This window comes from Mesorhizobium sp. P2_H9, from assembly GCF_056403215.1.
Genome location: NZ_JBFUFX010000022.1, coordinates 40,281 through 61,237, shown reverse-complemented (window position 1 = coordinate 61,237; position 20,957 = coordinate 40,281). Strand labels below are relative to the sequence as shown.

The window sequence follows — 20,957 nt, the reverse complement described above, 5'->3', positions numbered from 1 at the left end:
TGAAGCGATGATGAAAAGAAGCGCGGGCATTCTGCCCTATCGTAGATCGAACAAGGAACTGCAGGTGCTGCTCGTCCATCCAGGCGGCCCATTCTGGCAAAGCCGCGATCTTGGCGCCTGGTCCATCGCCAAGGGCGAATATGACGAAGGCGAACAGCCAGAAGCCGCGGCGCGGCGCGAATTCAAGGAAGAGACGGGTTGGGAGCCCAAGGGGGCCCTGCTCAACCTGGGTGAGTTGCGCCAGCGAAAGAGCAAACTCATCACTGCTTTCGCGCTGGAAGGCGATTTCGATACCGCGACGTTGCGCAGCAACATGTTTGAGATGGAATGGCCACGACGCAGCGGCCGCATTCATTCGTTTCCCGAGGTGGATCGTGGTGAATGGCTGGATCTCGACCTGGCCCGGGAAAAACTGCTTGCCGGTCAGCGGCCCTTTCTCGACCGCCTTGTCGCTTCGGTTTTGCGCCTCACCGCCTGTTGATCGAGATCAACGCCGCCGGCCGCCAACATCGCAATGATGGCCACTAGGCAGGAGTGATCAACATGACCTTTCTCGATTATCTGATTTCAGTTGACGCCAGGACCGCTTTAATGGGTCGCATGATGCAGAAGCTTGGCGTCGACAAACAATTGAAGTCGGTGCCGGGCCATGCGGCCGTCACCACTCGGGCGGTGGAGCGCTGCCGCTCCTGTGGGCATCAGGACGAATGCTCGGTCTGGCTCGACGAACATCAGCAAGCCGATAACCCGCCAGACTATTGCCGCAACAGCGACTTGATCGCGCGACTGCAGCACGCAGCCGGCCAACGGTAGGGTATCGAGCGCCCAGCCTTGACGAAGTCGGTGCCGTCTGTGTCCTTGACGAGAGTCGACGCAAACCGACGATTTGCAGATGACAGGTTTTACATCTCACGAGACCAGGCAGTTTGGACAACCTATTTCTTCTAGAAGCATTTCTGCTCTTTGTGGCACCAGGACCAACAAACGCTCTTTTGATGGCTGGGGCGGTCAAGGGAGAGAATGCGATCAAGCTTTTGGCCGCTCAGGCATGCGGATACGGGATCGCATCCGCGTGCTGGTTTTCGCTACGTCCCGTTGTGTCGCCGGATGCCATTCAAATACTTAGGCTGGTTGCAGCCGCATGGCTCGTGTTTCTTGGCCTGCGTCTGACGGCGAGCGCCAGGATCAACGCTTCCAAGAACGGCGACGCCATTTCTGTTGCGGCGACCAGTGCCCTGAATCCGAAAGCATTTATTTATTGCCTGGCTATCGTGCCGATTAACATTGAGCCGCGTGCGCTGGGGATCTTCTGGGTTGCGCTCCTGGTGATGACAGCTGCCACCGGATCGGTGTGGCTTCTGCTGGGTCGGCGCTTCAGCGGAGGCAAAAGAATGGCAGAAAGAGTTGCGGGTGCGGCACTTGTTGCGTTCGCCCTGTTGCTCCTTCGACCATTGATACCTCTGGTCGCGATTTGAGCGCGGCGAGGCCTGGGCGATCACCGGCAGGTCACCGTGGCAATGGTGCCTCGCCTTGCCGCAGGAGTTTATGAGGTGACTTTTCTCGGCTCCGCTACGAAACAAGGATGACGGACACGGGATCGGCGCAGAAGAGACCATCCTCGACCGCTTTGACGCCAGCAACGTTTTCGGCCGCAACAATGGCCGCCTGGCGCTCACGTTCGTCGAGGATGGCGCCGCTCAGTTTCACCACGCCATTGTTCACCGTCACGTTGATCAAGTCCTTGCCGGCCCATTTCTGCGCCGCTAGCTCAGTCGTGATGTTCTGCCGAATCAGTTCGTCATCGATGGCTGCAGGGGCGGCATCGGGAAGAACGCTGAGCAATACCCGCAGAAGATCAGAGCGGGTGATGATACCGACGACTTTCCCATCGTCGACGACCGGAATGCGTTTGATGTGCTGACGCGTCATGAGGTCGACGACCTCGGCGAGCGATGCAGTGGGGGGCGCCGTGACGACTTCTTGCGACATCACCTCCTCGATCCGTCGGCCATTGGCGTGGACATATTCGTCGGCGGCCTTGCCGGGGCTGACGAGAAACTCCAGCCAGCGCGAGCGCTTGCGCTGCGTGCCCAACTCTCCGCGACGCAGGAAATCGCTCTCGCTGACCATCCCCACCAAGGTGCCGTCGCCGCGAATGACGGGAAAGCCGCTGATCTTCTTGAAGAGCATCAACCCGGCCGCCTCGGCAATCGATGCAGACGGGTCTACGCTGACGACTGGCTTGCTCATTATGGCTTCGGCTTGCATGTTCGCTCTCCGGAGTTTTCCAAACCTCCGGCTTCTTAGAATTCCCATGCATGAAGCGCCTTGATCTGAATCATTTTGCAATCGGGGCAAATGGTCCAAATGTGGGGTCGCGAATGACGGGGCGCGCGCCTCTCAGCCAGTGATAGCGGTCTTGGCGACGTTCACGCCAAGTTCGTAGACAAGAAGCCCGCCGTAGTAGGCCGTCGCAGTGACCAGCACCGCCCCGCAAATTTCAATCAGAGGAATGGCGATCGATACAGTTCGAAACTCGCGGTTCCGGATCCAAAGTGCGAGCCTCACCAGACCCCAGATCAGGAAGGCAAAGGCAGTAATACCCCCCAGGCTTTCGTGGACTTCCGCGATATCGCTGCTGAAGCCGGCCGCTTCGGCGTGATCCAGGGCAAGACCGCCGAAGAACCAGGTCCCAATGGCGAAAACCCCGGCAGCAAGGGCCACAAAAGTAGAGATCGTGCCGGCGCCCGATTTCCTGGTGACGGCGTTGCCGCCGGCCAAAGCCACAAGGTCGATAGCTGCAAGCATGTAGATCAGAACAATAGGGAAATGAACAAGAACGGGGTGGATCTGTTGAATGGGTATCACGAAAACTCTCCGGAAAATCGGTAGGGGACTTTGGATGGTTGCCAGCCTTGCAGCGAGCCTAGGCCAACGACATTTGCGCTCATTCTGCGCTGCGGCGGGCCACGCACTGCGAACGAGAGGTCTAGTCGTTTTCGTCGGCCTCGCCGCCCTGCCGGTCGTCGCAAGCGTCGTCATCACCCTTGATGGCTTTCGGGGCGGTTGCATCCTGCATCGGGATGGCCTGCAGGTCGATCGGGCCGGACGGGTCAACAGATGCTGGCGCCCCACATGATCCTTCGTCCGATTCAGCGGCCGCCGGCAGGGCAAAGGTTGTGAGGCCTGCAAGTGCTGCAAGGACAAACATGGAATTGCGCATGGTCTGGTATCCTTCTCGGCGCGGCCATGATTGGACGCGATAATGCCTTGATATGGATCCTTCGCTTGCTGCGGGCTGAGGATGATTGACAGCAAATTGAAAGCTTGAACGTGCGACATGCCTTGCCGATGAAAAGCCAGTTGAAGCGTTTGGCGGTGCTGGGTCTCGCTGGACTTGTCCTGGCCATGCCTGTCGCTGCCCGTGCCGATGAGGACGATGACGGCGACCATGACCGGGCGCGGGATTTGTACGAGCACGGCGAAATCAAGGGCCTTGCCGACATACTCGACGTTGTCCGCGCCGAAGCTCCCGGCGATGTCGTGGCAGTCGATCTCATCCGCAAGGCCAACAAATGGGTCTACCGGTTTCAGGTCGTCGGTTCCGATGGCCGTCGAAGGACCGTCGACGTCGACGCCGGTGCCGGTGTCATCATGCGCGATGGGGAGGGTGACTGATGAAGATACTCCTCGCCGAAGACGAGCCACGTATCGCTGCCGATATTGCGACCGCCCTAAAGGCATCCGGAATGGCGGTCGATGTCGTAAAGGATGGTGAAGCTGCCTGGTTCGCAGGCGATGTCGAGAATTATGACGCCGCGGTTCTGGATCTCGGATTGCCCAAGCTCGATGGCCTCACGATCTTGAAACGTTGGCGGGCCAACGCCCGCCGGTTTCCGGTTCTCATCCTGACCGCAAGGGGGATGTGGACGGAGCGCGTCGAGGGCATCAACTCCGGCGCCGATGACTATCTTCCCAAGCCTTTTGAAATGGAAGAACTGCTCGCCCGGTTGCGGGCCATCCTACGGCGCTCGGCAGGGCAGGCGGCACCCGTTTTGAGGTCTGGCCCGCTGCTTCTGGACACGCGCCAGATGCGCATTTCGCTGCGCGGCATTCCCGTTTCCCTGTCGCCGCTGGAGTACCGGCTCCTGGCGTTTCTGATGCATCATGCAGGACGAGTGGTGGCGCCGACCGAACTGGCTGAGCATCTTTACGATTCGGGCAACGACCGCGATCCGAACGCGATCGAGGTCATTGTCGCGCGATTGCGACGGAAGCTCGGCAGCGATGTCATCGAAACACGACGCGGGTTCGGGTACCTAATGCCCGATGATGCCGCCTGATGGGCAACTCGATCCGCTTCCGGCTGTGGTTGGCGGCAACCATCTCGATCCTTGTCGCACTCGGCATCGCCGGCGCCGGCTTGCGCTATCTGTTCGAACTTCACGTCGAGCGGCGCGTGGTGGGCGAGCTGACGGTCGACCTCAATGAACTGATCGGCGCAACGACCTTTACAAGCGATGGCCGCCTTGTCGTGAGCCCAGTGCTGACCGACCCGCGGTTTGCCAATCCACTCTCCGGTTACTACTGGCAGGTGGAGGACATCGCCACCGGCAGCCTCGAGCGTTCGCGATCATTGTGGGACGCCAAGCTGCTCCTGCCTGCCCGGAGCGCAAATGGTGGGCTGCGAACGGTCGAGGAGTTCACGGGCCCGGGCGGAGAACTCAGTATTGCGGTCGAGCGCACGATCATCGATGCCGGTGGCCGCTCCTTTCGCGCCATCGTGGCGGAAGATCATCGAACCGTTGAGGCGTCTGTAAGCGAATATGTTCGTGATCTTGCTCCGGCTCTCTTGATGCTCGCTGCAGTCCTCATGGCCGCGTTTTTCATCCAGATCACCATCGGCCTTGCGCCGCTGGTGACCTTGCGGGTCGCCGTCGGAAGCGTCATTGCGCAGCGATCAGCACGGCTCGATGTGGTGGCACCAAGCGAGGTGCAGCCGCTCGCAGACGAAATCAATCGTCTTCTCGATGCCCAGGAGAAGGCTCTGGCGCGGGCCCGCTCGCGCGCCACCGATCTGGCGCACGGCCTCAAGACGCCCCTGCAAGTGCTGTCGGCCGACATTCGTGCCTTGCGCAAGAAAGGCGAGACGGATCTGGCCGACGAGATCGAGAAGAGCGCCGGAGCGATCCGGCGCCATGTCGAGCGGGAGCTCGCACGCGCCCGCCTCGCGCCAGGCGTCTCGGGCAAGGCATCCTGCCTTGTGTCTGACGTCGCGGCTGGCGTCGTTGCCGTCGTCAAACGGACGCCAAGCGGCAAGCAGCTTTCATTCACGATGGAGGTCGCGGAGTATCTGATGGCGCCAATCGATGAAGGCGACCTGTCGGAAATCCTGGGCAATTTGGTCGAGAACGCCGCGCGCTATGCAAAGTCGTCGGTCCGTGTCGATGCATCCGCAACCGCCGGCGAGGTGATCGTCACTGTCGCCGATGATGGCCCAGGTATACCGGATGCCGATCGGGAGTCCGCCATGTCGCGTGGCGTCCAGCTCGACAGCAAGGGCGGCAGCGGCGGTCTCGGCCTGGCCATCGTTTCCGACATCGTCGAAGCTTATGGCGGCCGCCTTGCCATGGCCAACGCCGATCCGGGTCTGGTCGTGACCATTTCCTTGCCGCGACACGGTTGAGCGTGCTTCAGGCAAAACCGGGGAAATAGTCGACCTTTATCCTCGAGCGGCGAACGCCCATGGCCAGCAGCTTCTGGCGCAGCGCCTTGACCATCGCCTGCGGGCCGGAAATGTAGAAGGTGCGCTCGAGATAATCGGGCACGGCCAGACGAATCAGGCGCTCATCGATGTATCCGTGATACTGCCCGCGCTCGCTGCCACGCGCCACCGCGTGGACCGTCTTGATACCAAGTTCCTGCCTGGCCGCGCCAAGCACATCGCGATACGCGATGTCCTGCTGTCCCTCGGTTCCGTAGAGGATGACGATCGGTCGCCGCTCCTTGCGATCGAGCAGATATTGCAGCATCGAGCGGAACGGCGTGATGCCTATGCCTCCGGCCAGGAAAGCGATCTTGGTTTCGCGACGGGCGGGCAGTGTGAAGTTGCCGGCCAGTTGCGCGGCGTGGATCGTGCTGCCTGGCTTCATGGTCATCAATTCGCGCTTGAAGGCGCTTGATTGCGGATAGAACTTGACGCCGAGGCGGACCGTTTCCTCCGTCGGCGCCGAGGCCACCGTGAAATAACGGCGATTGCCGCGATTGTCGGCACGATCGAGGCCAAGCGTCCATTCAAGATATTGGCCGGCCTCAAAGGCGAGCTTGCGCGGCGACCGGAAGATGAAGTCAAAGCTATCGACGGCCGATTGCTCGATGCGTTCGAGCGTCAGCACGAAGCGACCCTTGGGTCCTGCCGCATAGGCAAACAGGTTGCCGGCGAGCAGCGCCAGTTCCGGTGTGAAATAGAACGAACCGATATGGATGTTGGGAGCAAACAGAAAGCCGACGATGGCGGCAAAGGCGAGGCGCGGCCATCGCATCGTCGGCGCCGTCAGCGGCTCGGTCAGCATCACAAAGGCAAAGAACAGCAGAGGTGACGAACCCAGTGTCTCCGTAAGTGCGGTCCAGTACTGCGACGGATCGCTGGTTGCCAGAATGGTCGCCAGCGCCACGACAAAAAAGGTCGAGACAAGATCAAGCCGGCGCAGTTTGCGGACAATGAGCATGCCGCCGAGCAGAACGAGCGGAAGCAACGGCAGATTGCCGCCAACCCACCAGGTGGCTGATTGGTCGAGCAGCAGCGCCGACAGCGCCACGCCCAGCGCAGCCGGATTGAAAAGGTGCTTCCGGCCGATGGCGAGAATGAATTTGGATGAAATCGCCCAGACGGACGCGAATCCCACCGCTGCGATTCCCTTGATGTCGGTGGTGGCTACCGGATCGAGGATGAGCGCAAGGATGAGCGCGGTGATGTAGACGGACTCGTTGTTGGCCGGGACCGCGAAGACATGCGCAAAGACCTTGTTGGTGAGCCAGCAGGCGGCCAGCGCCAAAGTCATTGTGAAGGCGAGCGCAATCGGATCATGGGGCACGAGCTTGGCGAAGCCGAGCACGAGCGCTGCGCCGACCAGCGCCATCAGATAGTAGAGGACCAGCCGGTACATGGTCAGATGATCGAGAAATCGGTCGATGGTTTTGATCATGGCAGGCAAAGGGCTCCGAACCCGGTTGTCGGTGTGGCGCGGCCATTGGTGTCTATGACATAGCCCTCCAGGCCGGGCGTCTGCTCGATGAAGAGAATGCCGTCCCGGCCCATGGCGAAAGCTGCAGTGGCGAAACGATCGGCTTCGAGCACATCGGCGCCGATGACGGTCAGGCTGACGATGTCCTGGATCGGACTGTCAATTGCATGCGGGTTGTAGATGTGTTGACCCCGCACATAGGTTCCGGAGGTCGCCAGTCCGCGACCACGGGGATAGACGATTTTTACGATCTCGTGGGCGTTGAAGGGATTGCGGATGCCGACGCTCCAGTCCTGACCCGAGGCATTCTTGCCGCAGGACTGCACGTCGCCTCCTGCCTCGATGAAGAAATCGCGGATGCCGGCTCGCTGAACGATGGCTGCCGCATTGCGGATTGCCCAGCCCTTGACGATGCCCGATGGATCGAGCGATCCGTCGGGCTTGCGAATATCGAAGTATCCGCCGGTCTCGTCTTTCGTCTGCCGCGCGAGAGCAAACACTTCGGTCATCTCGCCGCTCCACTCGACGACCGGAACGTCGCCGCGGTTGATGGCCGTGATTTCGCTGTCGGCCCGGTATGTGCTGAAGCGCCGATCGATATGCTCGAAATAGCCGAAGACCGTCTCGATCAGCTCATCGCTCGACGCGCCGCCGACGTCGACCGTAATGGGCATTCCCATCAAAATACGCGTTTCGCGCATGGACCTAGGACGACGCTTTCTTCAGCGCGCCGCGCAGCGACTGGATGAAGGCCCTGCTGGTCAGGGTCGCGCCCGAAATGATGTCGACATTGGCGCTTTGGGCGCGGATCGCTTCGTCGCGCAGCATGGGCAGCGCCTGCCTGTTGATGCTGACGGAGGTGCGGCGATCGGATGGATATTTGAGCACTTTCAGCGCCGTAAGCTGTCCGCCCTGCACGAGGGCCTGAATCTGGATGATGCCGTAATAGGCATCGGCGGGCGGGCCAGTGTAGACGCCGTCGGCATAGGCCTGTGCGGCGAGCTTCATGCCGACCCGGACAACATGTGCGGGCGCCTCCGGATATGCCGGCCGCTGCTGCGGGACAGGTATGTAGACGGCAGGAGTTATGGTGAATGAAGGCGTTGACGACGCAGGATTGCTGACAGCCGGCAGTACTGGCTGCTTCGGTGGCGCCGGCGATGGTTGTGGTGCCACCCCAACTGCTGTCTGCTCCACGGGATCATTTGGCCGTCTGGCGTCAACTGCTACGCCCGCCGTCGCTTCCCTTGCGATCGGGAACCTTGTCCTGAACTGGGGTGAGGGCGCCGGCAAGGTCCGGAACACCGGCGCGGCTGAGCCTGGCGCCTCTGTCGCGTCTGCCGGCAGCGCCGAACCAAGCACATCTTCGGCTGGCCGTTTGCCGGCTTGATCCCAGACATAGGCGCCGGAGGCGGCGATCACCAGAAGTGACAGAGCAATCTGTTTCATCGGAATTGTGCTTCCACGTTGAACCTTGCAGAGGCGACCCATCTGGTGCGCTTCGGGTGCAATATCCCACGACCAAGCTTACAACTGGCTGTCAGCCGAGGACGAACTCCGAGGGCCGTGAAAGCTCAAGGGACGGCAAAGTGACTTGTCCTAGATCAAGATCGTCGCATAAGCAGCGAGGTAGGAAGGTTCTCTCAAACGAGGTAGCTGCCTATGACTGTTGCCCACGAGCCGGCCGGATACACCGGAACCCAGATAGTGCTGCATTGGACTATCGCGGTGCTGATCGTTCTGCAGCTTGTGATCGGTGAGGACATCAAGCCGGCTTACCGGGCGTTCTCGCGCGGCACCGAGCCGGCAGCTGGCGACATCCTTAACGCGAACATTCATGTCTATGTCGGTTTGGCCGTTCTGGTGCTGGCGACCTGGCGGTTTGCGATCCGTCTACGGGATGGTGTGCCGGCGGCGGCGCCCGAAGAAAGCATCTTGTTGAAGCGGATTGCCGCGGCAGCCCATTTCCTGCTGTATCTTTTCATTTTCGGGATGCCGATTACCGGGGCGCTGGCATGGTACTCCAGCTTTCGAGTGATGGGGGAGATTCACGAACTCGCCAAGCCGGTGATCATCATTGTCGTCGGCCTGCATGCCGCAGCCGCGCTGTGGCAACATTTCTATGTAAAATCGGATGTGCTGGTCAGAATGCTGCGACCTGCCGGACGGCGTGCGCAGTGATGTCATGAGCCGCCTGCACAATGAAAACCATCTCGTATCGCGCGTCGGCTGGTTGCGTGCCGCCGTGCTAGGCGCCAATGACGGCATCGTTTCGACGGCCAGCCTGATCGTTGGCGTGGCGGCGGCCAATGCCGCGGCCTCCAATGTTCTGGTGGCTGGCGTCGCCGGACTGGTCGCCGGTGCGATGTCGATGGCGGCGGGCGAGTATGTCTCGGTCAGTTCGCAGTCCGATACCGAACAAGCCGACCTTGCCCGCGAGAAAGGGGAACTGGCGACGCAGCCAGATTTCGAGCGACAGGAACTTGCGGAGATCTATGTCAAACGTGGCTTGGAACCAGCGCTTGCCTTGCAGGTTGCCGACCAATTGATGGCGAAGGACGCGCTCGGCGCCCACGCTCGTGACGAACTCGGTATTTCGGAGGTGACGACGGCCAGACCGATCCAGGCCGCGCTGACCTCTGCGGCAGCATTTTCGGTTGGCGCGGCCATGCCATTGGCGATGGTGCTTGTTACGCCGGCCGCCTGGCTTGCCGCAACGGTGTCTGTTGCCTCGCTCCTGTTCCTGGCGGTTCTGGGCGCCATTGGGGCCAAGGCCGGCGGCGCCAATGTGTTGAGGGCAACTGTTCGCGTCACCTTCTGGGGGGCGCTGGCAATGGTGCTGACCGCCGGTATTGGTGCCATCGTTGGTACTGCCATCTGACGGTTTTGCGACCTTGATCCCGACCTCCGCCATCGGCGCTTTTCCTCCCGCAATATAGTCTCGAGAGGGTTCGGCCCATTTCTACGAAGTTGCGCAAGCACAACGAAGGCGGCGCGCGCGGGATGTATCACGAGGCTTCGCAAATCGCGGAGACCCTATCGTGAAGGAACTCAGTTCGATCGGGCGGGACATGATCGTCGACGAGATCATGCGGAAATGGCCGGCAACGGTGGCGGTGATGCTGAGCTACAGGATGCTTTGCGTTGGCTGCCCGATCGGCACTTTCCATACCGTTGCCGAAGCATGCCGCGAACATCGGATCGACGAGGCCCGCTTCATTTTGGACCTGGAATCGGCTGTTCGAGGCGAACGGTGAGGATCACCCCTTGCTGCGGTTCTCGGCCAGAACCACAAGGCGATGCGCATCTTTCACGGTGACTTTCTGGCGCCCGCTGACGATTATTCCATTGTCTTCCCACTTGCTGAGCAGGCGGCTGACGGTGTGCAGCGTCGTTCCCGTCATCTCGGCAATATCCTGCCTCGAAATCGGGAAGTCGATTTCGATGCCGCTGTCGGTCTTTCGGCCGGTCTGGTTTGCCAACCGCAACAAGGCATGCGCAACACGCTGCTCCACCTGCTCCGTGGACATCTCCACCACCCGCGTCTGCGCCTCCTGCAGCCTGGCTCCCACTGTCCTGTAGGTGGTTGCCCCAAACGCCGGGAACCGTCGCGCCAGCTCCGGCCAAAGAGCGTTGGGCCAGGCCAGCACCACGCAGTCGACCGCCGCGACAGCGCTGGCGGGATAGTTGGTCCGGCCAAGCGCCGCGGCGACACCAAAAATCTCGCCTTCGCTGATGTATCTGGCGATGACCTGCTGCCCATCCGGCGTGGTGCGGACGACGCGTATGTGGCCAGAGATCAGCACGAAAAACGAATGGGCCTCGGTTTCCTGCTCGAAGATGGCGGAGTCCTTGGCGTAGCGTGACGATCGAGCGCCTTTGAGAATCTCGCTTTGCTCCTGGGGCGCCATCCCCTGGAAGAGCGGCAGCCGCGATATCAGCGATCGGTCCAGCGCAACCAAGCGGATTTCCTCACAGCCCTACGGTTTCTTTCCTATGGGTTCAGGCATCGTAGCGCAGTTTGGCTGACTCCCGCTCTGGCCCAACTTCGTTCTGGATTAGCGGTCGCTCTTGTCTTCCCGATCGATGAGGATCCTCTCGGCTGCTCCATCAAGATCTTCATACTGGCCACTTTTCAAAGCCCACAGGAAGCCCCCAAGGCCAAGTGCCCCAAGGAAGAGGGCTACGGGTATGAGGTAGGTGAGGTTTGTCATGACAAGCGGGCCAGTTCGTTGAAGTCGGATTGCCTGTTCCGGCGAACGTCTTTTGCCGGTGAATTCGGCATAGAAGTCTGCAATCGCAGTGCATTTCCGATGACAAGCAGTGATGAGGCGGACATGGCGATCGCCGCGATAAGAGGTGTGACATGCCCCAGAATGGCGATTGGCACGGCGACAGCATTGTAGACGATCGCGATCGCGATGTTCTCGCGTATCAGGGTTCCTGCCTTGCGTGAGACGCCCAGAGCGAGTGGGACAGCGAGAAGGCTTTCGCGCAGGAAGACGAAGTCGGCTGTGTTGCGGCCAATGTCGGCGGCGGTGGCTGGTGCAATCGACACATGTGCCGCGCTCAGCGCAGGGGTGTCGTTGAGGCCATCGCCAACCATCAGAACTCTATGTCCGTCTTTGGCCATGGTCTCGATGCGTTCGACCTTGCCTGACGGCAGCAGGCACGGAACGAAGTCGTCGACACCGAGCATTCTTGCAACTTCGCCGCAGGCGCCAGCAGTGTCACCCGACAGCATTTCCACCGACACCCCGGCGTGGTTCAGTTGCTCGATGGCCGCCCTGGCGTCGGCACGCAGCGCGTCTTCGAAATCAAAGGTCGCGACAATGAACCCGTCTTTTGTCAGGACCGTTCCGCCATAGCCATGTTTGCCTTCGCCACCGGTTCGGGCCTTCCATCCAGCCCATCCACGTCGACCCAGTCGCCAGGTGCTCCCGGCGTCAATGGCTTCGATACCAAATCCGGGGTGCTCGGTGACCGCTTCGAATTTGTGTTGCCTTCCAGAAGCGGCGAAGCCGGCTATGGCCTTCGAAAAAGGGTGGCGGGAATGCGCGGCCATGTCTGCAGCGATTGCCAGCATGCCCGTATCGATCGAAGCCGAATTCACCAGCCGAGGCTGGCCGAGCGTGAGTGTTCCGGTCTTGTCGAACACTGCGGTATCAATCGTCGCCAGGCGCTCCATGGCCGAACCATCCTTGACCATGATGCCGTTCTCGAACAGGCGCCGCGCGGCGACCACCTGAACGATCGGCACGGCCAGGCCGAGCGCGCACGGGCATGTGATGATGAGAACGGCAATGGCGATGGTAATCGCCCGGTGCCAGTCGCCCGTCGCCGCCATCCAGCCAAGGAATGTTGCGAAGGCGGTGAGATGAACCACCGGAGCATAGAGCGCTGAAACACGATCGGCGATCCGGCGATAGTGCGCGCGGCCGCCCTCTGCGGCCTCCATCAGCCGAACCATTTCCGCCAGGAACGAATCCTTGGCGGCGGCTGTCGCCTCGATCGTCAATGAGCCGGTGAGATTGAGGACACCGGCCTGCACGGTCTCGCCTGGCGCCACGTTTCTGGGCGTGCTCTCGCCAGAGACCACAGAGCAATCCAGGTCCGACGCGCCATGAGTGATCTTGCCGTCGACGGGGATCCTCTCACCAGCCGTTATCAGGAGCTGCATTCCCGGTTCGATCTCGCCTACCGGCAGATAGTCGCGGGCGCCATTGCCGCGCAGCACCATGGCGCCACGCGCGGCCAGCTGTGACAGCCCTTTCACGGCGGTGCGGGCGCGTTCGCGCATCACGTGATCCAGCGTGCGGCCGATCAACAGGAAGAACAGCAGCGACACCGACGCGTCGAAATAGGCGTGGTCGCCATGGTTGATTGTCTCATAGAGGCTCATTGCATAGGCCAGCGAAACCCCAACCGCTATCGGTACGTCCATGTTCATGCGGCCGTGGCGCAATGCGTTCCAGGCCGAGCGGAAGAAGATGCCGCCGGCGAAGGCCAGCGCGGGAATGGCGATCAGCGCCGAGACCCAGTGGAACAGGTCGCGGGTCGCACCCTCTGCGCCGGACCAGACCGAGACCGAAAGCAGCATGATGTTGCCAGCCGCAAAGCCGGCAACAGCGACGGCGCGGATCAGCTCCGAAAGCATCTTGTCTTTCTCTTCGACCTCGGGCTCGAACAGGTGCGCCTGGTAGCCCAGCCGTCCCAGCGCGGCGACGAAAGGTGGTACTTCGTTCCCACGCCAGCGGACCGCGACCCGCTTCGTCGACAGGTTGACACGAACGGCCTCGACTTGATCGAGCTTTGCCAGTGCTGTCTCGATCGCCTGGATGCAGGCCGCGCAATGAACCGTCGGCACTGAAAGGTCGGTCTGGCGAAGATCATCGCCAAGCGATCGGCTTGCCAGCCTGATCTCCTGGCTGGACGGCAGGACCGATGTGGTGCTGGTCAGATCCAGCGCCATTTCAGCGCCCGGTGCACAACAGCTCATTTCAACGCTCCATGGGAAATCATGATCCTGCGGACTTCGCGGTAGGGCTCTGCCAGACCGGCGTCGGCGTCGACTTCGACGATCCAGACGCCGTCCTTCGGCATGTGCTGTGCGGCGAATTCCTGGCCTGAGGCGAGAGCAAGAATGACGGCCTTGTCCTCTTTCTCGTAGGCGGGATGGCGAAACAGCACCTTAACGCCATGCAGGGGAACCGGCTTGCCGGCGGCGTCGGTGAGGCCATAGCGGACTTCACCCCATGCGATGGTCAGTTTGCCGGTCCAGCCCAAGGCTGCCTGCGCGCGCCCTTCCTCTGCCTTCTTGTTGAACTGCTGGCTCGCCACATAGGTGTTTTCAACGACAAGTCCGGTCCAGCTTGTGTTGGCGAGCGTCGCCATCGTCAGGTTGACCGCGATGACCACGCCGAAGAAGGCAAGGATGAAGGCCAACATGTGCCTGCCGGTGAATTCCCGGGGTTTTTGAGCTTTGACGGTCATCTGGCGATCTCCGGTGCGTTGAAGGTGGCGGTGTATTCGTCGGCCTCGAAGCTCGCCTTGTCCTCGACACGGAATTTGAAGGTTTGCGCTATGCTCTGGATCTGACCCGCGGGCTGGCGCACGAAGACCTTCAGCATTTTCAGGCGGTCGGGCTCGACCGGAATGGCAAAGGAGCGGCCTGGCTGGATGTCGTCGCCGACCACACTCATGTCAGCCCCTTGCAGGCCTTGCATCGTGACGACGATGGTCCTTGGCTCGGGGACCATGTTGAGCAGCTTGACTGTATAGCCATTGCGGATCGAACCGTCGGACAGCGTGACGAATTGCGGATTGCGGTCATGCAGCACGTTGACTTCGAGCCGATCGCGCGTCAGCAGCGAATACAGCAGGCCCAGGCCGATCAGCGACCACATGCCCATGTAGACGTAGGTGCGCGGCCGAAAGATCTTGCGGATATGGAAATGCGCCACCTTGTCGGAGAACAGCCCATCAGCGGCCCGGACCAGCGACGGATCGACTGAACTGGTGCCGCCGGCGGTCGCCAGCATCATGTTTGCGTTGTAGTCGGAAAGCGTTGCGTAGGAGATCAGCCCGCGCTCCTTGCCGATCTTGTCCATGACTCCGTCACAGGCGTCGATGCAAAGCGCGCAGGTGATGCATTCGAGTTGCTGGCCGTCGCGAATGTCGATCCCCATCGGACAGACAGCGACGCAGGCATTGCAGTCGACGCAGTCGCCGACGGGCTGCCCTGCGGCAAGAACCTTCTTGGCATGACGTGAGCGCGGTTCGCCGCGCCAGTCATTGTAGGTGACGGTGAGCGAACTTTCGTCGAGCATGGCCGCCTGGATGCGCGGCCATGGGCACATATAGGTGCAGACCTGCTCACGCATCAGCCCGCCGAACGTATAAGTCGTTGCCGTCAGCACGGCGACGGTGATGTAGGCGACAGGTGCCGCTGTGCCGGTGAAGAGCTCGCCAATCAGCGTCGGCGCGTCGGCGAAATAGAAGATCCATGCGCCGCCGGTCGCCGCGCCTATGACCAGCCAGATGGCGTGCTTCGATACACGAAGCACGAGCTTGCGGGCGGTCCAGGGGCCGGCATCGAGCTTGATACGAGCATTGCGGTCACCCTCGATGGCGCGCTCGACGACCAGAAACAGATCGACCCAGACGGTCTGCGGGCATGTGTAGCCGCACCAGGCACGACCGACAGTCGACGTGATCAGGAAAAGACCGATGCCGGCCATGACCAGGAGGCCGGCCACATAGTAAAATTCCTGGGGCCAGATCTCGATGAAGAAGAAGTAGAAGCGCCGATTGGCGAGATCGAGCAGCACCGCCTGGTCCGGGGCAAACGGACCCCGATCCCATCGCAACCACGGCGTTAAATAATAGATGCCGAGCGTGATCGCCATCACGATCCATTTGAACTGGCGAAAGCTTCCTGAAGCCCGCTTCGGAAAAATCTTCTTGCGCGCGGCATACATTGGCTGGCGCACACGGGCGGAGTTGACCGCCTCGGCCTCAAGCCGTTCCACCTGCGTATTATCCAGCACCGCTATCTCCAGTCGCGCAGCTTCTCATATCGCCGGGGGCAATCGGCCTGATTCTCTCAGGCAGGTATGCCACATGCTGCGTTGAGTAGACTTTGCCGTGGACTGGGTTACGCCGCGTTGATGCAGGTCAATCGCCGGGACCGCAATACAAGTCGAGGCCCGGACCAGCCGGGCCTCGTCGCCTTGACGGTGAAGGCAGGGAATAGGCCCCGTTCCTATTCCCCTCCGCCAAGCGAATGGATATAGACCGCCAGTTCCTTGACCTTGGTCTCGCCCAGGCGTCCGCCCCAGGCCGGCATCACGCCCTGTTTCGGCGCGCGGACCTGTGCGGCGATGGCTGTTTCGCCGGAGCCATAGAGCCAGATGGCATCGGTCAGATCGGGAGCCCCGAGTTCCTTGTTGCCTTTTGCGTTGTCGCCATGACAGGCCACGCAATTTTCGGCAAAGACCTTGGCGCCAGGCTCGATCAAGCTGGCGTCCTGGGCCTTGCCGGAAAGGCTGGCGATGTAGGCACTGACCTGAGCGATCTGGTCAGCGGTAATGATGTCACCAAAGGCTGGCATTTCCGACAGCCGCGTGTCGGGGTCGGACGCAAAACGGACCCCGTGCGTGATCGTCTGCTGGATCTGCTCGGCCTTGCCGCCCCACAGCCAGTCATCGTCATTGAGGTTGGGGAAGCCAGCCGAGCCCTGGGCGCCCGAGCCATGGCACTGTACGCAATTGACCTTGAAGGCCGCGCCGCCGGCCGCGACGGCGAACTCGCGCAACGCATCGTCCGCGGCAATCTCCGAGACGCTCTTCGACTCTACCGCCGCGACATACTTGCCCTTCGCGACTTCAGCCACGGCCAGTTCGTTCTTGACCTCGTTGCGGCTGGAATAGCCGAGCACACCCTTGGTTGCCGAGTGCAGCAGAGGCCATGCCGGATAGGCGATGGTGTAGCCGATTGCCCAGACCACAGTGATGTAGAACGTCCAGACCCACCAGCGCGGCAGGGGGTTGTTCAACTCTCGAATGCCGTCCCATTCGTGGCCGGTGGTCGAGATGCCAGAGATTTCATCGATATGCTCGTCGCTCATGATCACTCGTCCTCAAGGGGAATCCGGGCAGCTTCGTCGGCCAGCTTGCGGCTGCCGGGGCGGAGTGCGAAGGCAATTGCGCCGACAAAGAAAAGCGCCATGGCGACCAGACCCCAGCTGTCGGCAAACTCTCGCATCAAATTGTAATCCATGAATAAAACTCCCTCAGCGGTAGCCGGCGGCTTCGTCGTAATTCTTGAAATCGACCAGCGTGCCAAGCATCTGCAGATAGGCGACGAGGGCATCCATTTCGGTGACCTGTTGCGGGTTGCCGTCGAAGTCGCCGACCTTGGCTTTCGGATAGCGCGCCTCAAGGCCCGAACTATCGGCGTTCGGGTCGGCCTGTGCCATCAGATCGGCGTTGGCATGCGCGATCATGTCGTCGGTGTAGGGGACGCCAACGCGTGCGTTGGCAACCAGATGCGTCGAGAAGTCCTTCACATCGATCGGCGCGTCTTTAAGGAACGCGTAGCTCGGCATGATCGATTCCGGCACGACCGAACGTGGGTCGGAAAGGTGATCGACGTGCCAGACATTGGAGTAGCGGTCGCCAACCCGGGCGAGGTCCGGTCCGGTGCGCTTCGATCCCCACTGGAAAGGATGATCGTACATCGACTCGGCCGCCAGGCTGTAGTGGCCATAGCGTTCAACCTCGTCGCGGAACGGCCTGATCATCTGGCTGTGGCAGAGGTAACAACCCTCGCGCACATAGATGTTGCGCCCGGCAAGTTCGAGCGGTGAGTAAGGCCGCATGCCTTCCACCTTCTCGATCGTGTTGTCGAGATAGAAGAGCGGTGCGATCTCGACGATGCCGCCGACGGTCACCACAAGGAGGGAGCCGACGAGAAGAAGCGTGGCGTTCTTCTCGATCAGTGCGTGTTTGTCCATCAAGCCCATTTTCTGGCTCCTTATTCGGCAGGCTGAAGGGCGGGAACGGAGCCGGGTAGAGGCTCCTCCTCGCGCTGGTATCCAAGGATCGTCATGGTGATGTTCCAGGCCATGATCAGGGCGCCGGAGAGGTACATGGCTCCGCCGATGGCGCGCATGACATAGTAAGGGTGCATGGCGGCGACGGTTTCGGCGAAGGAGTAGACCAGGAAGCCCTGCTCGTCGTATTCGCGCCACATCAGGCCCTGCATGATGCCGGACACCCACATGACCGCGGCGTAGACAACGATGCCGAGCGTCGCCAGCCAGAAGTGCCAGGTGACGAGCCGCAGCGAGTAGAGACGTTGACGGTTCCACAGCTTCGGCACCATGAAGTAGATTGCGCCGAACGAGATCATGCCGACCCAGCCGAGGGCACCGGAGTGAACGTGGCCAATGGTCCAGTCGGTATAGTGCGACAGCGAATTGACCGCCTTGATCGACATCATCGGACCTTCGAAGGTCGACATGCCGTAGAAGGCGATAGCCATCACCATCATGCGGATGATGGGATCGGTGCGCAGCTTGTCCCAAGCGCCCGACAGGGTCATCAGGCCGTTGATCATGCCGCCCCAAGACGGCATCCACAGCATGATCGAGAACACCATGCCGAGCGTCTGCGCCCAGTCGGGCAGGGCGGTGTAATGCAGGTGATGGGGCCCGGCCCAGATGTAGAGAAAGATGATTGCCCAGAAATGGACGATCGACAGTCGGTAGGAATAGACCGGCCGGTTCGCCTGCTTGGGCACGAAATAATACATCATGCCGAGGAAGCCCGCGGTCAAGAAGAAGCCGACGGCGTTGTGACCGTACCACCACTGCGTCAAGGCGTCCTGGACCCCGGAAAAGGCGGAGTAACTCTTGGAGCCGAGGAAGGAGGCCGGCATCGACAGATTGTTGATCACATGCAGCATCGCGATGGTGACGATGAAGGAGAGGTAGAACCAGTTGGCGACGTAGATGTGCGGTTCCTTGCGCTTCAGGATCGTGCCGAGGAACAGGATGAGATAGGCGACCCAGACGATGGTCAGCCAGATGTCGACATACCATTCGGGTTCCGCATATTCGCGGCTCTCGGTGATGCCGAGCAGGTAACCGGTCGCGGCCATGACGATGAAGAGCTGGTAGCCCCAGAACACGAACCAAGCGAGATCGCCGCCGAACAATCTGGCGCGGCAGGTGCGTTGGACGACGTACATGGACGTGCAAAGCAGAGCATTGCCGCCGAAGGCGAAGACAACCCCGGATGTGTGCAGCGGACGCAGGCGGCCGAAATTGAACCAGGGCTGGATGTTGAGATCGGGGTAGGCAAGCTGCAGCGCGATGACCACGCCGACAAGCATGCCGACAACACCCCAGAACATGGTGGCGATGGTGCCGTAGCGGACTGGCCCGTCCATATAGGCGGAAGGGTCGATCGGAGCGGCAGCCTCGAAACTCGTGTTGCGGATGAGGATGGCGACAAAACCGAGCAGCACAATAAACAGCACCCACATGTGCTGTCGGAACGGCTCGTCCACCCCGAAGCCAGCGGCCACAAGAGCCGCAAATGTGAGCAGGCCCAAAGCGAAGATGTGAGTGCCGAACTTCATGAGATGTCCCCGACCTCGGATTGTGATGCGCGGACGCCAATCCGCGTCGACACCAATTCAGCAGTCGACCCATCGCCGCATTGATTTATGTCAAGGCCATTTCATTTTGGATTGGGCAGCGTCGGTCGCACAAACGATCAGGAGGCTGCCGTTGAACAGGGAGAAGGAGCTGGGATCGTCGCTGAGCGAAACAAGCCGTGAAAATTCGATGCTGGCAGCTCGATATGGCAGGGAAGCGGTTCCGGCGGCGGTGATGAAACGTGCGCATCTGGAAAAGCTGCAGCTCTGCGAGGCTCTCGAAAGAATCGCCGACACCTTGCCGAAGGTTGATCGGTTGAAATGCCTGAGCACGGCAAACGCGATCGTCCCGCTGTTGCGAAACATCCATCAATATGAAGAAACGGTCATCTTTCCGGTCTACGAGGCTGTTTTGACCGGTAGCGATGCGAACCTTGCTTCAACCCGGCGATTGCGCGCCGAGCACGTCGAGGACGAATGCTTTGCCGGCGAGGTGACTGAGATTCTGCTAGCGATCGGCCATGGCGAGACGGTCGAGAATGCCGAGGCTGTCGGCTTCATGCTGCGCGGCTTCTTCGAAAGCTTGCGCCGGCATATCGCCTTTGAACGCGAGCACGTCTTGCCGATGATCGGGGTCGTCGATTGAGCCTAGATTGGTTCAGCGTTTCACGATCGAACCCCTCTACTTTCTTTGTTTTGACGCAATTCCCCAAGGGAAAGCGCTACGCGCTTTTCTCGGGAAAACCGTTCCACACTTTACCTGGAATTGCTCTAGACGCCGGAGCGCCGCTGCAACCGGGTCAAGTTGTCGACGGTGACCTCCCGGTTGTTCTCGATCCGGATCACGCCATCCGATCGCAGCCTGGTCAGTTGGCGGCTCACCGTCTCGATCGTCAGACCCAGGAAATCGGCGATGTCGGCGCGGGTCAGCGGCAGATCGAAACTTGTTGACTGGGCGGTTGGATCGAGGCTGGGGTCGATGTTCCTGGCGATCATCAGGAGAAAGCTCGCCACCTTTTCGGAAGCACTCTTGCGCCCCAGTGTCACCATCCAGTCGCGGGCTTCGTCGAGTTCGTTCAGCGTCTGCTTGAGAAGACGATGCTCGAGTTCGGGCGATTCCTTCATCATCCGTTCGATGGCGGCCCTTGGAAACGAACACACGGAAACGGCGGTGGCGGCTTCGGCATTGATAGCGCTTTCCACCTTGAAGGGCCGGCCTAGAAAATCGGGGGCGAACTGGAGGCCGACAATCTGCTGGCGTCCGTCCGACAGGCTCTTTGTGAGCTTTACCACGCCGGAAAGCACGTTCGAATAACTGTCGACGGTCTCAGTGTCGCCAATCAGTTCTACGCCCGGTTCAACCGTATGCTTCGACGAGGTCTTGGCCAGGCCCACCAGTTGATCGGGATCGAGTGCTCCGCAGACGCCATGGTGGCGCGCTTCGCACGATTGGCAAAGCACGGGAATGCCGGCGCTATGAACATCCTGACGCACTGTCATCATGATCGTCCGAGGATCCAAATGCCGGCAAGATAGCATCGGCGGCAG

The 20,957-nt window shown here is 60.8% G+C and carries 26 protein-coding genes; 10 read left to right on the top strand and 16 right to left on the bottom strand.

Going from position 1 to position 20,957, the window contains the following annotated elements; translation table 11 throughout:
• Positions 1 to 7: 7 nt before the first annotated feature.
• From AC1DXN_RS29885 to AC1DXN_RS29875, 3 genes are all read left to right on the top strand, one after another.
• Complete coding sequence (locus AC1DXN_RS29885; protein ID WP_477250155.1) at positions 8 to 481, top strand: NUDIX hydrolase; 474 nt, start codon at positions 8 to 10, stop codon at positions 479 to 481.
• Between the two features lie 62 nt (positions 482 to 543).
• Complete coding sequence (locus AC1DXN_RS29880; RefSeq protein ID WP_477250157.1) at positions 544 to 813, top strand: DUF6455 family protein; 270 nt, start codon at positions 544 to 546, stop codon at positions 811 to 813.
• Positions 814 to 926: 113 nt separating this feature from the next.
• The gene (locus AC1DXN_RS29875; protein WP_477250159.1) at positions 927 to 1,475 is read left to right on the top strand and encodes a hypothetical protein; all 549 of its coding nucleotides are present in this window, start codon (positions 927 to 929) and stop codon (positions 1,473 to 1,475) included.
• 94 nt (positions 1,476 to 1,569) lie between these two features.
• Here AC1DXN_RS29875 and AC1DXN_RS29870 read toward each other — a convergent pair whose 3' ends face one another.
• The 3 genes from AC1DXN_RS29870 to AC1DXN_RS29860 form a co-directional block, all read right to left on the bottom strand.
• Positions 1,570 to 2,268 carry a CBS domain-containing protein gene (locus AC1DXN_RS29870; RefSeq protein WP_477278061.1) on the bottom strand — a complete coding sequence of 233 codons (699 nt, stop codon included), beginning with the start codon at positions 2,266 to 2,268 and terminating at the stop codon, positions 1,570 to 1,572.
• Positions 2,269 to 2,400: 132 nt separating this feature from the next.
• Entirely contained in the window at positions 2,401 to 2,868 is a 468-nt protein-coding gene (locus AC1DXN_RS29865) for a DUF2231 domain-containing protein (protein ID WP_477278059.1), read from the bottom strand.
• Positions 2,869 to 2,989: 121 nt separating this feature from the next.
• Positions 2,990 to 3,223: a hypothetical protein gene (locus AC1DXN_RS29860; RefSeq protein WP_477278057.1), complete on the bottom strand. Its 234-nt coding sequence runs from the start codon at positions 3,221 to 3,223 to the stop codon at positions 2,990 to 2,992.
• Between the two features lie 140 nt (positions 3,224 to 3,363).
• Here AC1DXN_RS29860 and AC1DXN_RS29855 point away from each other — a divergent pair, with 140 nt between their 5' ends.
• Genes AC1DXN_RS29855 through AC1DXN_RS29845 form a run of 3 tightly spaced genes read left to right on the top strand, consistent with a single transcriptional unit; the run spans position 3,364 to position 5,686 of the window.
• Positions 3,364 to 3,678, top strand: coding sequence for a PepSY domain-containing protein (locus tag AC1DXN_RS29855; RefSeq protein ID WP_477278055.1), 315 nt, complete (start codon positions 3,364 to 3,366; stop codon positions 3,676 to 3,678).
• Positions 3,678 to 4,343 (top strand): response regulator transcription factor, encoded by a 666-nt coding sequence (locus AC1DXN_RS29850; protein ID WP_477278053.1) that lies wholly within the window; start codon positions 3,678 to 3,680, stop codon positions 4,341 to 4,343. The genes AC1DXN_RS29855 and AC1DXN_RS29850 overlap by 1 nt, the downstream gene beginning before the upstream one ends.
• Positions 4,343 to 5,686, top strand: a complete 1,344-nt coding sequence (locus tag AC1DXN_RS29845) for an ATP-binding protein (protein WP_477278051.1) — start codon at positions 4,343 to 4,345, stop codon at positions 5,684 to 5,686. Before AC1DXN_RS29850 ends, AC1DXN_RS29845 begins: the two co-directional genes overlap by 1 nt.
• Before the next feature lie 7 nt (positions 5,687 to 5,693).
• On the opposite strand, the gene AC1DXN_RS29840 is transcribed toward AC1DXN_RS29845, so the two are convergent.
• Genes AC1DXN_RS29840 through AC1DXN_RS29830 form a run of 3 tightly spaced genes read right to left on the bottom strand, consistent with a single transcriptional unit; the run spans position 5,694 to position 8,693 of the window.
• Positions 5,694 to 7,205: an RnfABCDGE type electron transport complex subunit D gene (locus AC1DXN_RS29840; RefSeq protein WP_477278049.1), complete on the bottom strand. Its 1,512-nt coding sequence runs from the start codon at positions 7,203 to 7,205 to the stop codon at positions 5,694 to 5,696.
• Positions 7,202 to 7,924 (bottom strand): FAD:protein FMN transferase, encoded by a 723-nt coding sequence (locus AC1DXN_RS29835; protein WP_477278047.1) that lies wholly within the window; start codon positions 7,922 to 7,924, stop codon positions 7,202 to 7,204. The genes AC1DXN_RS29840 and AC1DXN_RS29835 overlap by 4 nt, the downstream gene beginning before the upstream one ends.
• A gap of 25 nt (positions 7,925 to 7,949) precedes the next feature.
• Entirely contained in the window at positions 7,950 to 8,693 is a 744-nt protein-coding gene (locus AC1DXN_RS29830) for an FMN-binding protein (protein WP_477278045.1), read from the bottom strand.
• A gap of 213 nt (positions 8,694 to 8,906) precedes the next feature.
• Here AC1DXN_RS29830 and AC1DXN_RS29825 point away from each other — a divergent pair, with 213 nt between their 5' ends.
• The 3 genes from AC1DXN_RS29825 to AC1DXN_RS29815 all read left to right on the top strand — a co-directional run bounded on the left by AC1DXN_RS29825 (position 8,907) and on the right by AC1DXN_RS29815 (position 10,501).
• Positions 8,907 to 9,425: a cytochrome b gene (locus tag AC1DXN_RS29825; protein WP_477278043.1), complete on the top strand. Its 519-nt coding sequence runs from the start codon at positions 8,907 to 8,909 to the stop codon at positions 9,423 to 9,425.
• A 4-nt stretch (positions 9,426 to 9,429) separates the two neighbouring features.
• A complete protein-coding gene (locus AC1DXN_RS29820) occupies positions 9,430 to 10,125 on the top strand; it encodes a VIT1/CCC1 transporter family protein (RefSeq protein ID WP_477278041.1) in 696 nt (231 codons plus the stop codon).
• Positions 10,126 to 10,315: 190 nt separating this feature from the next.
• Positions 10,316 to 10,501, top strand: coding sequence for a DUF1858 domain-containing protein (locus tag AC1DXN_RS29815; RefSeq protein WP_184872276.1), 186 nt, complete (start codon positions 10,316 to 10,318; stop codon positions 10,499 to 10,501).
• 3 nt (positions 10,502 to 10,504) lie between these two features.
• Here AC1DXN_RS29815 and AC1DXN_RS29810 read toward each other — a convergent pair whose 3' ends face one another.
• From AC1DXN_RS29810 to ccoN, 9 genes are all read right to left on the bottom strand, one after another.
• The gene (locus tag AC1DXN_RS29810; RefSeq protein ID WP_477278039.1) at positions 10,505 to 11,206 is read right to left on the bottom strand and encodes a Crp/Fnr family transcriptional regulator; all 702 of its coding nucleotides are present in this window, start codon (positions 11,204 to 11,206) and stop codon (positions 10,505 to 10,507) included.
• Between the two features lie 96 nt (positions 11,207 to 11,302).
• A complete protein-coding gene (gene ccoS, locus AC1DXN_RS29805) occupies positions 11,303 to 11,458 on the bottom strand; it encodes a cbb3-type cytochrome oxidase assembly protein CcoS (RefSeq protein WP_477250185.1) in 156 nt (51 codons plus the stop codon).
• Positions 11,455 to 13,743: a cation-translocating P-type ATPase gene (locus tag AC1DXN_RS29800; protein WP_477278037.1), complete on the bottom strand. Its 2,289-nt coding sequence runs from the start codon at positions 13,741 to 13,743 to the stop codon at positions 11,455 to 11,457. The genes ccoS and AC1DXN_RS29800 overlap by 4 nt, the downstream gene beginning before the upstream one ends.
• A complete protein-coding gene (locus AC1DXN_RS29795) occupies positions 13,740 to 14,237 on the bottom strand; it encodes a FixH family protein (protein ID WP_477250188.1) in 498 nt (165 codons plus the stop codon). The genes AC1DXN_RS29800 and AC1DXN_RS29795 overlap by 4 nt, the downstream gene beginning before the upstream one ends.
• The gene (ccoG, locus tag AC1DXN_RS29790) at positions 14,234 to 15,793 is read right to left on the bottom strand and encodes a cytochrome c oxidase accessory protein CcoG (RefSeq protein WP_477278035.1); all 1,560 of its coding nucleotides are present in this window, start codon (positions 15,791 to 15,793) and stop codon (positions 14,234 to 14,236) included. The genes AC1DXN_RS29795 and ccoG overlap by 4 nt, the downstream gene beginning before the upstream one ends.
• 215 nt (positions 15,794 to 16,008) lie before the next feature.
• Entirely contained in the window at positions 16,009 to 16,872 is an 864-nt protein-coding gene (gene ccoP / locus AC1DXN_RS29785; RefSeq protein ID WP_477250191.1) for a cytochrome-c oxidase, cbb3-type subunit III, read from the bottom strand.
• A 2-nt stretch (positions 16,873 to 16,874) separates the two neighbouring features.
• Positions 16,875 to 17,024 carry a CcoQ/FixQ family Cbb3-type cytochrome c oxidase assembly chaperone gene (locus AC1DXN_RS29780; RefSeq protein WP_023759205.1) on the bottom strand — a complete coding sequence of 50 codons (150 nt, stop codon included), beginning with the start codon at positions 17,022 to 17,024 and terminating at the stop codon, positions 16,875 to 16,877.
• A 13-nt stretch (positions 17,025 to 17,037) separates the two neighbouring features.
• Complete coding sequence (ccoO, locus tag AC1DXN_RS29775) at positions 17,038 to 17,769, bottom strand: cytochrome-c oxidase, cbb3-type subunit II (RefSeq protein ID WP_184871873.1); 732 nt, start codon at positions 17,767 to 17,769, stop codon at positions 17,038 to 17,040.
• A gap of 11 nt (positions 17,770 to 17,780) precedes the next feature.
• Positions 17,781 to 19,391, bottom strand: coding sequence for a cytochrome-c oxidase, cbb3-type subunit I (ccoN, locus tag AC1DXN_RS29770; protein ID WP_477278033.1), 1,611 nt, complete (start codon positions 19,389 to 19,391; stop codon positions 17,781 to 17,783).
• Between the two features lie 253 nt (positions 19,392 to 19,644).
• On the opposite strand from ccoN, the gene AC1DXN_RS29765 reads away from it, so the two are divergent.
• On the top strand, positions 19,645 to 20,055 hold the full coding sequence (locus AC1DXN_RS29765; RefSeq protein ID WP_477250219.1) for a hemerythrin domain-containing protein: 411 nt from the start codon (positions 19,645 to 19,647) through the stop codon (positions 20,053 to 20,055).
• Between the two features lie 125 nt (positions 20,056 to 20,180).
• Here AC1DXN_RS29765 and AC1DXN_RS29760 read toward each other — a convergent pair whose 3' ends face one another.
• A complete protein-coding gene (locus AC1DXN_RS29760) occupies positions 20,181 to 20,909 on the bottom strand; it encodes a Crp/Fnr family transcriptional regulator (RefSeq protein WP_477278078.1) in 729 nt (242 codons plus the stop codon).
• Between the last annotated feature and the right edge of the window lie 48 nt (positions 20,910 to 20,957).

Excerpts from the sequence above, each read along its gene's own strand:
- AC1DXN_RS29795 (WP_477250188.1), bottom strand. The coding sequence starts at position 14,237 with ATGACCGTCAAAGCTCAAAAACCCCGGGAATTCACCGGCAGGCACATG.
- AC1DXN_RS29800 (WP_477278037.1), bottom strand. The coding sequence starts at position 13,743 with ATGAGCTGTTGTGCACCGGGCGCTGAAATGGCGCTGGATCTGACCAGC.
- AC1DXN_RS29760 (WP_477278078.1), bottom strand. The coding sequence starts at position 20,909 with ATGACAGTGCGTCAGGATGTTCATAGCGCCGGCATTCCCGTGCTTTGC.
- AC1DXN_RS29840 (WP_477278049.1), bottom strand. The coding sequence starts at position 7,205 with ATGATCAAAACCATCGACCGATTTCTCGATCATCTGACCATGTACCGG.
- AC1DXN_RS29845 (WP_477278051.1), top strand. The coding sequence starts at position 4,343 with ATGGGCAACTCGATCCGCTTCCGGCTGTGGTTGGCGGCAACCATCTCG.
- AC1DXN_RS29825 (WP_477278043.1), top strand. The coding sequence starts at position 8,907 with ATGACTGTTGCCCACGAGCCGGCCGGATACACCGGAACCCAGATAGTG.
- AC1DXN_RS29780 (WP_023759205.1), bottom strand. The coding sequence starts at position 17,024 with ATGGATTACAATTTGATGCGAGAGTTTGCCGACAGCTGGGGTCTGGTC.
- ccoS (WP_477250185.1), bottom strand. The coding sequence starts at position 11,458 with ATGACAAACCTCACCTACCTCATACCCGTAGCCCTCTTCCTTGGGGCA.
- AC1DXN_RS29860 (WP_477278057.1), bottom strand. The coding sequence starts at position 3,223 with ATGCGCAATTCCATGTTTGTCCTTGCAGCACTTGCAGGCCTCACAACC.
- AC1DXN_RS29885 (WP_477250155.1), top strand. The coding sequence starts at position 8 with ATGATGAAAAGAAGCGCGGGCATTCTGCCCTATCGTAGATCGAACAAG.
- AC1DXN_RS29830 (WP_477278045.1), bottom strand. The coding sequence starts at position 8,693 with ATGAAACAGATTGCTCTGTCACTTCTGGTGATCGCCGCCTCCGGCGCC.
- AC1DXN_RS29765 (WP_477250219.1), top strand. The coding sequence starts at position 19,645 with ATGAAACGTGCGCATCTGGAAAAGCTGCAGCTCTGCGAGGCTCTCGAA.
- ccoP (WP_477250191.1), bottom strand. The coding sequence starts at position 16,872 with ATGAGCGACGAGCATATCGATGAAATCTCTGGCATCTCGACCACCGGC.
- AC1DXN_RS29815 (WP_184872276.1), top strand. The coding sequence starts at position 10,316 with ATGATCGTCGACGAGATCATGCGGAAATGGCCGGCAACGGTGGCGGTG.
- ccoO (WP_184871873.1), bottom strand. The coding sequence starts at position 17,769 with ATGGGCTTGATGGACAAACACGCACTGATCGAGAAGAACGCCACGCTT.
- AC1DXN_RS29820 (WP_477278041.1), top strand. The coding sequence starts at position 9,430 with ATGAGCCGCCTGCACAATGAAAACCATCTCGTATCGCGCGTCGGCTGG.
- AC1DXN_RS29835 (WP_477278047.1), bottom strand. The coding sequence starts at position 7,924 with ATGGGAATGCCCATTACGGTCGACGTCGGCGGCGCGTCGAGCGATGAG.
- AC1DXN_RS29880 (WP_477250157.1), top strand. The coding sequence starts at position 544 with ATGACCTTTCTCGATTATCTGATTTCAGTTGACGCCAGGACCGCTTTA.
- AC1DXN_RS29870 (WP_477278061.1), bottom strand. The coding sequence starts at position 2,268 with ATGCAAGCCGAAGCCATAATGAGCAAGCCAGTCGTCAGCGTAGACCCG.
- AC1DXN_RS29850 (WP_477278053.1), top strand. The coding sequence starts at position 3,678 with ATGAAGATACTCCTCGCCGAAGACGAGCCACGTATCGCTGCCGATATT.
- ccoN (WP_477278033.1), bottom strand. The coding sequence starts at position 19,391 with ATGAAGTTCGGCACTCACATCTTCGCTTTGGGCCTGCTCACATTTGCG.